This window comes from Mesorhizobium sp. M1A.F.Ca.IN.020.06.1.1 (genome assembly GCF_004023265.1).
In the GTDB taxonomy this organism is placed as follows: domain Bacteria; phylum Pseudomonadota; class Alphaproteobacteria; order Rhizobiales; family Rhizobiaceae; genus Mesorhizobium.
This window is the reverse complement of sequence record NZ_RZSR01000126.1, coordinates 1-9,187: the sequence shown is the minus strand read 5'-3', so window position 1 is coordinate 9,187 and position 9,187 is coordinate 1. Positions and strand designations below refer to the sequence as shown.

Annotated in this window: 10 protein-coding genes and 1 pseudogene; 10 read left to right on the top strand and 1 reads right to left on the bottom strand. The window is 59.1% G+C overall.

Translation table 11 applies throughout. From position 1 onward, the window contains the following. The 5 genes and pseudogenes from EOA60_RS08340 to EOA60_RS38835 form a co-directional block, all read left to right on the top strand. The coding region (locus tag EOA60_RS08340; RefSeq protein ID WP_128311237.1) for an adenylate cyclase at positions 1 to 1,081 on the top strand (1,081 nt) is incomplete at its 5' end. A 100-nt stretch (positions 1,082 to 1,181) separates the two neighbouring features. Then, positions 1,182 to 1,427 (top strand): hypothetical protein, encoded by a 246-nt coding sequence (locus EOA60_RS08335; RefSeq protein WP_067000612.1) that lies wholly within the window; start codon positions 1,182 to 1,184, stop codon positions 1,425 to 1,427. 731 nt (positions 1,428 to 2,158) lie between these two features. Beyond that, positions 2,159 to 2,323 (top strand): hypothetical protein, encoded by a 165-nt coding sequence (locus tag EOA60_RS37425; RefSeq protein ID WP_164748366.1) that lies wholly within the window; start codon positions 2,159 to 2,161, stop codon positions 2,321 to 2,323. A gap of 92 nt (positions 2,324 to 2,415) precedes the next feature. Next, on the top strand, positions 2,416 to 2,601 hold the full coding sequence (locus tag EOA60_RS08330) for a hypothetical protein (RefSeq protein WP_095824757.1): 186 nt from the start codon (positions 2,416 to 2,418) through the stop codon (positions 2,599 to 2,601). 292 nt (positions 2,602 to 2,893) lie between these two features. After that, positions 2,894 to 3,013, top strand: a pseudogene (locus EOA60_RS38835) (PilZ domain-containing protein); the annotation flags it as partial. An 806-nt stretch (positions 3,014 to 3,819) separates the two neighbouring features. Here EOA60_RS38835 and EOA60_RS08320 read toward each other — a convergent pair. Continuing rightward, positions 3,820 to 5,007 (bottom strand): site-specific integrase, encoded by a 1,188-nt coding sequence (locus EOA60_RS08320; protein WP_127335483.1) that lies wholly within the window; start codon positions 5,005 to 5,007, stop codon positions 3,820 to 3,822. A gap of 790 nt (positions 5,008 to 5,797) precedes the next feature. Between EOA60_RS08320 and EOA60_RS08305 the strand changes: the two genes are divergently transcribed. The 5 genes from EOA60_RS08305 (at position 5,798) to EOA60_RS08285 (ending at position 9,152) form a co-directional block, all read left to right on the top strand. Then, the gene (locus EOA60_RS08305) at positions 5,798 to 6,622 is read left to right on the top strand and encodes a toprim domain-containing protein (RefSeq protein ID WP_245479228.1); all 825 of its coding nucleotides are present in this window, start codon (positions 5,798 to 5,800) and stop codon (positions 6,620 to 6,622) included. After that, positions 6,622 to 7,836, top strand: coding sequence for an AAA family ATPase (locus EOA60_RS08300; protein WP_127335485.1), 1,215 nt, complete (start codon positions 6,622 to 6,624; stop codon positions 7,834 to 7,836). The genes EOA60_RS08305 and EOA60_RS08300 overlap by 1 nt, the downstream gene beginning before the upstream one ends. Before the next feature lie 214 nt (positions 7,837 to 8,050). Continuing rightward, a complete protein-coding gene (locus tag EOA60_RS08295) occupies positions 8,051 to 8,251 on the top strand; it encodes a hypothetical protein (RefSeq protein ID WP_127335486.1) in 201 nt (66 codons plus the stop codon). A 281-nt stretch (positions 8,252 to 8,532) separates the two neighbouring features. After that, complete coding sequence (locus EOA60_RS08290; RefSeq protein WP_127335487.1) at positions 8,533 to 8,874, top strand: P27 family phage terminase small subunit; 342 nt, start codon at positions 8,533 to 8,535, stop codon at positions 8,872 to 8,874. Continuing rightward, positions 8,874 to 9,152, top strand: coding sequence for a hypothetical protein (locus EOA60_RS08285; protein ID WP_127335488.1), 279 nt, complete (start codon positions 8,874 to 8,876; stop codon positions 9,150 to 9,152). Before EOA60_RS08290 ends, EOA60_RS08285 begins: the two co-directional genes overlap by 1 nt. Positions 9,153 to 9,187: the final 35 nt, after the last annotated feature.

The following is a 9,187-nucleotide window of genomic DNA, read 5'->3' as shown; positions in this document are numbered from 1 at the left end:
CGGCATAACCGAGGACATAATTACGGAGCTGGCCAGGTTCCGCTCCCTGCTCGTCATCGCACGCAATTCATCGTTTCAGTTCCGTCACCCCGCATTGGACACTGCCGAAGCCCACCGCAAGCTCGGAGTTCGCTACCTCGTCGCAGGCAGCATACGAAAGCTCGGTGATCGCATTCGGATCACCACACAATTGATTGATGCCGCCACCGGCACCCACCTTTGGGCCCAACGGTACGACCGGGCCCTCAACGACATCTTCGCATTGCAAGACGAGGTTGCGGCTCTTATCGCCTCGATGGTCGAAGGCCAAGCCGAGGCCGATTCTGCGAGCCGCAGCAGACGCAAGCGTCCGACCGATTGGGACGCATACGACTACTACCTGCAGGGGCGCGCGCACTTCTACCGATATGAACTGGACAAGGCCGAGCCCCTCTTCGCGCAGTGTATCAAGCTCGATTCGGCATTCGCTCAAGGTCACGCCTTCCTGGCGCAGGCCCTCGTCGGCAGATTTTGGTACGACAACGATCTGCGGTCGCTACAGAAGGCCTGGGACGCCGCTCGAACGGCGCTCGCTCTCGACAGGAGCGATGGCGTCTGTCATCAGAGCATGGGGCTGGTGCTTACCCACATGCGCCAACACAGCGATGCGGGAGTGCATTTCGAGCGAGCGCGCTCGTTGAACCCGCTGGACGTGAACATAGCGGGGGATTACGCAAGCTGGCTCAACTACGGCGGACGGGCCGAGACGGCGCTCGACGTGCTCGAAACAGCGCTCCTGCGCGACCCGGTACCACCGATGTGGTTCTGGGAGGTGAAGGGTAGCTCCCTGTTCCTGCTTGGAAGGTACTCCGAAGCCGTCGCTTCGTATCAGAAGGCTGGCGACCAATTCTTCGTCCATGCTTTCCTCGCAGCGTCTTACGCACATTTGGGCGAGACGGAGAAGGCGCGCGCTGAAGTCGAGGAGGCACTGACCAGGAAACACGACCTGACTCTCCGGCTGATTTCAAATCTCCCGTTCGCCGACCATGTCGCGCTCGGGCTTTTCACATCAGGCTTCAGAAAGGCGGGTTTTCCCGCCTGAACGCACCCCAGGGAAGGCTACGTTCACACTCGGAGGGGTGGATGCTTTCCCATCTCTCAAATTTGAATGCGGGTGCAGCTCGTGCGGCCCACAATAATGCATGCCGAACTATCTGTTCGAAGTCTTCCGAAATGGGCAAAGCCTCGGCGATGCTTGGGTCGACCTCGGCAATCTCACCGACCTGCGACGAGAAGCGCTGAAGGCGCTTCACGATATCGCTGCAGACGAAATCGCCTCAAGCGACTTGGATGAGACTGTGACCGTTGCCGTTCATGACGAAGCCGGCAGGCCGGTATATTCCGCAAGTCTCACCGTCTCGCAGCCGTTGCCCGCCTTCAACGGCTAGGAGTCGTCCGCTCATCCTCCAGCGGCAGGAACGCGCCCGGTCGCAGCGAAGCCGGAACTGGTAGTTTGATGAGTGTGGGGGAAAGACGGCAGCGGAAGAGAGCCTTTCCTGCTGCTGATCCATCGGCCGCTCGCCGCCCTGCGCACGCGAGTGGCGTTCCTCTGCAGCATATTGGCTTGGAAGACCGACCAGCCGGTTGAGCCTGAAGCCGCACATTATTCACCGTGGTGATGAGTGTTTCTGCGTTTTCCAAATTGGACGCGTACAACCTTTTTGGGCGATGGTTCGTTCAGAACGCCTCTGCTCTCAACGCCACCAGCGAAGCAGGGCTGCGTGCCTGACGACCGATGGAGCAGACATCGATGCCTGTCGGGAACGCGCGATCGGGCCCACGCTGCAGCGGACCTCGATTGCGGGCTGGAGGCAGAAGGCACTGCTTGCCCAGGGAAGTTGAATAGGGAGTTGGTCGGCTCCCCTAAGAGTTGCCTTTCGACCAAGGAGCGATCGATGAAGTCGGCTTTCCGGTACCTGATGTTCGCCATGGCCTTGCTGTCGCCAGCGGGAATGAATGCAGTCCAGGCAGCGGACGCTCAAATGCCACTCGTTGTTGCGAGGCCCCGGGAACCCTCCATCACCACGAGCACGTCCGAGACGACCGGCATGTCCCGGGTCAACGGCCAGAGCGGTACGGTGCTCCATGTGAATGCGACGAAGCCTGGATTGCATGCCGTGTGCTGCGGCTTGAGCCGCACAAACACGTCATGCCGCTGTCGCACCTCGATTCCCGCTTCGCGACGATCCTGTCTGGAACCTTCTACGTTGCGTTTGACGACACATACGACGCAACCAAGCTCAAGGCCCTTTCGCCTGGCGGCATCTACACTGAACCGGCCTAGGCAAAGGTTCGGTTGCCAAATGGTGTGAGTAAGAAAACCTGAAGGGTTGAGGCGACCTACACGCGTCATTGGTTTGCCTCAGGCATTGTTTCATGATTGCACTCGTCCGCATTGCCCTCAGCCGGCCCTACACGTTCATCGTGTTGGCGCTGCTGATCCTGATCATCGGCCCGCTCGTGACCCTGCGCTCGGTGTGCCCCCACACCCAGCGGCGGGCTAAGGTGACCGGCGCCTTTTCTCGTGGGGGAGAATTGCCTGAGAGCCCGGCGCCGGCCTAGCGACTAGTGGTCCGCCGCATATGCAAGATAGCTAATTTCTACCTCAAAAGGACATGGTGTGATCGCGGAACCTCTTTGGCAATCGCCCTGGCGATCAGGAATAATCCTCACCGGTGCGGCGACCCCAATTTGCGAGGATCGCCATGACAATGAAATTTCCCTTCACGGAAGACACACTCGGCAAAAGCTGGAGGCCGGGACGGGTCTTTCTGTCTATTGCCTCACTTGCCGGCGGTCGGCGGTATTGGACGTTGCCGCACTGGTGAAACGGCTCGGGCCAGACCATAAATGCCTGCTTTGCGTACCAGTTGATGGGATCGCCTACAGGACTGTTGTTCGATGGCGCAAGAGTGATCGCGTAGGCGTTGAATTCAAGGGCACCGAGCCAAAGCCGAAGTTCCATTACGGTTGAATGCCGGCTCCGGCCTTCCTGTCTCTAGTGGCAGAAATGTCACGCAATCTGAATATGCAGCGCTTCAACTAGGGCGCGCTTATGATCCCTCTTACCGAGGCGTACCGTCTTGGCTGCGAGGGATGCGGGGACCACTGGAGCGCTCGCTGCGGCAACGCAGCGGGCGCTTCGCATGGGAGCGATGGCGATGTGCACCAGAGCAGGGCTAGCATCCGGCTTCCGGGCTTTCTGTCAGCTCACTCTCCGGCTGGACCGCCAGCGCGCGGTCTCGATGTCGTCGCGGGAAATCCCCATGTCGCTGAGCATGTCGTCCGGTGAGTCGCTCAGATCGTCAGTTGCCTTCAATAGCGCCCTCTGATCGGCTCGGCGACCAAACCAATCGACAACGGGACCAGCTACGACTAGAGGAAGGTTCATAAGCATAGGAAGGTTCACAAGCATCAGGGCACTCCCTTCACCGCTGCACAAGCTAGGCCGATGCGCCAGGAGCGTCTGTGACAGGACTCACAGACCCGTTAGTGCCTGCTAATTCAAGAACGTGCCGAGAACATCACGGCCATTCCGTGTTCCATGGAGTGAGCGGGAATGTTTTGCAATGCACGGAAAACAAGGACTTAGGTGAGAGCGTGTTGCAAATGTGATGTAACCACGGTCCGGAGACCATGTTTTCATCTAAGGCATTGTTCTGCTTGAATATTTCGTTGGCTGGGGAACCTGGATTCGAACCAGGACTAACGGAGTCAGAGTATTTTAGGAAGCATTGAAAATGCTAAATAAAATGGCAGTTTGTCGCCGACATGTTGCTATCAGGTGAGTAGCGCGGCCGCCGCGTTGTCCATTGCGCCTGCATCGTCGCCTTTCGGAAACAGGTGCGAGTAGGTGTCGAGCGTTACCTGAATGCTTGAATGACCCATGCGCTCCTGCACTATTTTGGCCGGCAAGCCGAGGCCTCCGTCTTGAGGGCAATTGATGCACCATGAGGCATAGAAGTGACGCAGCGCGTGGAGGCCTGAATATTTCGGCTCAAGCACCGGCTCGCCTTTGGCGTTCTTCTCACCAGGGTCGATCGCGACACCGGCCGCAAGCTGGGCCGGATAGAACCATCGCGTGGTGATGTTGGCGTAAAACTCGACCTTGCCGGTTCCAGAAGGGAAGACAAGATCGAGGGCGCCAGCCGGGCAATCCGCTTTCCACTCCTTCAGGGTGCGCACCAAGTTGGCGGGAAGGGGAATCGTGCGGCGCCCCTTCTTTGACTTAGGCGAGCCGATTTCGTGGTAGGCGTCAGCGCGCTGGCGGATCGTCACCGACGCTTTGTCTAGGTCGACATCGGACCAGCGCAGGCCGCGAAGTTCACTTGAGCGCATGCCGGTAAGGATGGCGGTCATTAGGAATGCATGCGGCTTGCCAGCCTTGGCGGCGGCAAGCATGGCCTTCACCTCGGCGGGCGTGGGATAGTCGACGCCGACCTGCGCCTGCTCTTCGTGACGGGCCGCAGCCTGTTTCTTGCCCTTCTTTCGGCCCATGTCCTTGACGGCGTTCTGGATAACCAGGCCGCGCTCTTGCGCATCGGAGAGCAGTGCACCCAAAGACACGCGCACCGCTCGCACCATCGCGCTGCTGCGTCCATTTCCCGCCAGGGTATCTAGGAACGCACGCACGGCGGGGATGGTGATTTCGTTCAGCTTCTTTTTGCCGATGAACGGCACGATGTGAAGATTTATGTGCTGGGTGTATTGCGCGACCGTCGAGCGCTCCAGGTCAGCACACGCCGCAAGCCAGTACTTGGCAGCCTCAGCAACTGTGATGGTTGCGCTGTCAGCGACGTGGACCTTGCCATTCACCTCAATGCGAGCCTTAGCCTCGTAGGCGAGGGCATCCTTCTTCTTGGAGAAGGTCTTGATGTGTCGCTTTCCGGTCTGCGCATAGTAGTCGACGATATAGGCCGACTTCTGGGTTCCGCTCTTAGTTGTCCACGTCCGTTCACGTATCGACATGCTTGTCCCTCCGCAACACGCTGGCAAGGTATAGCATGACTAACGGATTTTTAGCAACATGCGGAATGCGTGAGACTATCTTGACACAAGAGGCGAAAACACCTAATGTGCGCGTCCTTTTCGTAACAGAATCGGGTACGCATACAGACTATCGACAATACGAAAACGTGTCAAGCGAAATTTTCAGAGGAACGCAATGAACGACAATCACCCGCTCGCCGCGGATATCCTTCGCGGCGCCGCAGCTATCGCCGACTTTCTCGGCTTTGAGCGGCGAGCCGTTTATCACGCAGTTTCGAAGAACAGCATTCCAACATTCCGCATTGGAGAGGTTGTCTGTGCCAGGCGCTCGACGTTGACGAACTGGATCGAGGCACAAGAGGCGAGGGCGGCATGACCAAACCTATAAGCCAAATGACGATGGCCGAACTCGAGGCCGAGCTTGCCGCCATTCGCGCGGTGCAGGCGTGGCGCCGGGCGCAGTTAAGCAGAACTCAAAAACATAAGCGCTCGACCCAACGGCGCCCGCAACCCCGACCCGTAACGGGAACAACCTTCTTGAAAATCCTCGACATACGACCCGCGCCGCCAGGCGTGGGAAGAACTGTTGCGCACTTTGATGTGCAACTGACGCCAGACTGCCGCCTATACGGCCTTCGGCTTGTGCAGGGCGACGGTGGACGGTTCTTGACCTATGCGCCCAATAGCCATGGCGTTCGCGTTGCCACGTTCGCGCGAGACCTAGCCGACGAAATTTCGCGCGCCGCAAGCGCAGCTTGGAGCCAGCATCGTGCAGCACATAGTCAATCTTAAGCAAGCCGCTATCCTGCTCGGCGGCGACGTCATAAGCCGTAACCGGATCCTTTGCCCTGGTCCTGCTCATTCACGGCGCGATCGTAGCCTACAGGTGACCTTTAAGGACGACGGCTTCACTGTCCGTTCATTCGCGGGCGATGATTTCCGAGACTGCCGCGATCACGTGAAAGCCGCACTCGGCCTTTCCGACGAGCGGCCAACCGTACCGCGCCAACCACTGCACCACGTCGACCACGACAAGCTGGCCAAACAGCAATCGGCCGCCGACATGTGGGCGCGCTCTGCACCGCTGCCAGGCACGGTGGCGGAGAAGTACCTTGCCAGCCGCGGCTTGGCCTACAGCGGCGATGCGCTCCGTTACTGGCCAGGCGGCAGGGCCATGGTGGCGCTCATCACCAACATCCTTACGGCCGAGCCGCAGGCGATTCACCGGACGTTTCTTGATCGCGACGGCTCCAAGGTTGACCGCAAGATGTTAGGCCCGGCTGGTGGCGGTGTTGTGCGCCTCTCTGGTGACGAAGATGTTACGCTTGGCCTCGCAATAGCCGAAGGCATCGAAACGGCGTTGGCTGTGCCGTTCCGCCCTGTGTGGGCGTGTTTGTCAGCCGGAACGATGCGGAGTTTTCCGGTGATTTCCGGTATCCAGGCGCTGACGGTTTTCGCGGACAACGATGCCTCCGGAACCGGCCAAAAGGCGGCTCGCGACTGCGCCGAGCGGTGGCACGCAGCCGGGCGAGAGGTGACGATTAGAATCCCGACTGGAACCGGCGCCGATTACGCCACGAGGGAGGCTGCGTAATGGGTGCGATTCCTGAGAGGATCTATAAATTCGAGCCCGGCAAGCCCGCGCCGGAAATCCCTGTCCCGGCAAACGACAATGGCCGCGGCCGGCTTGTCTTCATAGGCGAGGATGCGCCTTACGTTCCGAAGCCGGAGTTGGTGCGGGACACGATGCCGAGAACTGGCGTCGGCTTCTATGGCGGTCAGTCAGGTGCCTACAAGACGTTCTTCGCCATCCACTCAGCCACATGCTTCATGACCGGCGAACCGCTTGCCGGTCGTGATATCGAGCGGACGGGCGGTGTAGTCTATTGGGCGGCAGAAGGCGAAGGCACGATCAGCGGACGGTTGAAGGCCCGCCGCGCGCAACTCCAAGACCCCGATGAACTGTTGCCATTCTATCTGCTAACCGAGATGGGGGCGCTCACGGACAAGGCGTCATATGCCGCGCTTGAGGCGCGGCTGGTGCAGGCCGCGGCAAGCATGCGGGAACGGTTCGATGTGCCGTTGGTCGCACTCATCATCGACACCGTTTCGGCGGCAGGGATGATCGCCGAGGACAAAGAGAACGATCCTGGTTCCTGGCAGAGGGTGTTCGATGCGCTGCAGCCGATCGCGAAGCGGCTCGACTGCGTCATCATCCTAATCCACCACGCGGGCAAGAATGCTTCTGCCGGCCTGCGGGGCTCTTCAAATGCGCGCGCCGGTGCCGATTTCGCCCTGATGCTGGCCTGCGACCGGGACGAGATTACCGGCCTCACAGCCAATCACCATCTGCACCTCGCCAAGAGCCGCGACGCGCCAGAAGGACCGATTGCGGCAATCACGGCGAGTCCTGCTCAGATAGGCGTCCGCGATGACGGCTCGCCTATCACGACGCTCGTCCTCGATTTCGACACTTCCGGCAAGGCGCCAAGCAAAAAGCCGAAAGCCAGCAAAACCGACCGGCCATTTCGCGATGGATTTATGGCGGCTCTGGCCGATCGAGGGCAGACCGTCCGCGTTCACGGCGACAATGCCGCGCCTCAGGTTATGGCAGTCTTGTTGGAAGAAGCGCGGGCCGAATTCGCAGCACGTTACGTCACAGCCCAAGCCGATGAGGCTAAGCGAGCCGACACTGTGCGCAAGCAGTTCAAGAGTGCCGTCGAAAGAGCCGTGCAGTCTGGCGAGTTTTGCGCCGGAAGCTGGGACGGAAAAGAGTGGATCTGGAAGATTTCGGAGCCGGAAAAATAAGGAATTTTCCGGAAATTTCCGGAGTTTTCCGAATGTCCAAACCCGTCCGTAATGTGGAACAAGGGTTGCCTATCACCAAGATAGGCACCCTGTTTCGTAGGATGGAAGCGACCGGAAAAATGGAAAGATACCTATAGGCTTCCTTTCCGTTTTCCGTTCAAGTTTGAACAATTAACCGACAGAGAAACCAGAGGAGGGAACAAATGGAAATAGCATGTTTGCAATCGAACCATACGCCGCTGAGCGGCAGGTTTTTAAGTCGAACGACAAAGGTGGAATGGACTCCCATTGGGAACCGTGCCGGGTGCTCGGCGTGACCAAGGATGAGGACGGCGAATTGGTCTTCATCGTTGAAACCCAACACGGCCGAGACCGCATGTTGGAAATGGAGACGTATGTGAGGCGCGTCGCATGAAGAAGGTTGTCGCACCACCAGGAAACGAAACCGTCTCGGTGCGCCGCATCTCGTGGCAGGAATTCTACAAAATCACCGGCCGCGAACCTCCGAAAGCCGACAACGACAACGAGCCAGCAGCAGATACAGCTAGGGGTAGGGGCGGTCGAACTCTCTGAATCGCCCCATCCAGAGGACCGGTGCGGCCCCGTAAGTGCGTATGAGCCTTGCCCCGGTTCAAATCAGATTCGGCCTCGCCTTGCAGCCCAAGGCTTTGAGGCCAAAAGACCAAGGATTCCTATATGGAAAAAACACCAAAACCACCCTCGCATTTGCGAAAACCAACGCAAAAGTGGTTTCGTTCGGTTGTCGAGGAGTACGAAATGGAGCCGCACAACCTGCGACTTCTAATCCGTGCGTGCGAAGCCTGGGATAGAGGCGAGGAAGCGCGCGAGGCTATCGAGGCGCACGGCCTTACGTATACGGATAGATGGAACGCGCCGCGCGCGCGACCAGAAGTGGCCGTTGAGAGGGATAGCCGCATCGGCTTCGCTCGGCTCATTCGGGAGCTTTCTTTGGATGGTGCCGGCTCGCCGGAAGCATCGCGCCCGCCGCGGTATGCAAGCTACGGCGCGAGGCGCTGATGCCGATCAGACGTAGACGCAACAAAGCGCGACCTGACGAAGCGACGGCTTGGGCGATGTTTATGCAGGCTGGTTGCGATTTCTTCGATGACCTCGCCGCGGCCGGACTAACGGAAAGCGCGGCGCACGCGTTCGCCGAGGCAACCTGGCACCGCATTGGCTATGACGTGCTGGCCGTTCTCGACGCGCTCCATGATGGCTTCCCGCCATACCAACGACCCATCTGGGCGGAAGAGCAGTTTGGCAAACCAAACGGGGAACGTCGCTATGCCTGTTAGAAAAACACTCAATCGGCGCGTCGAGCGTGCTAACT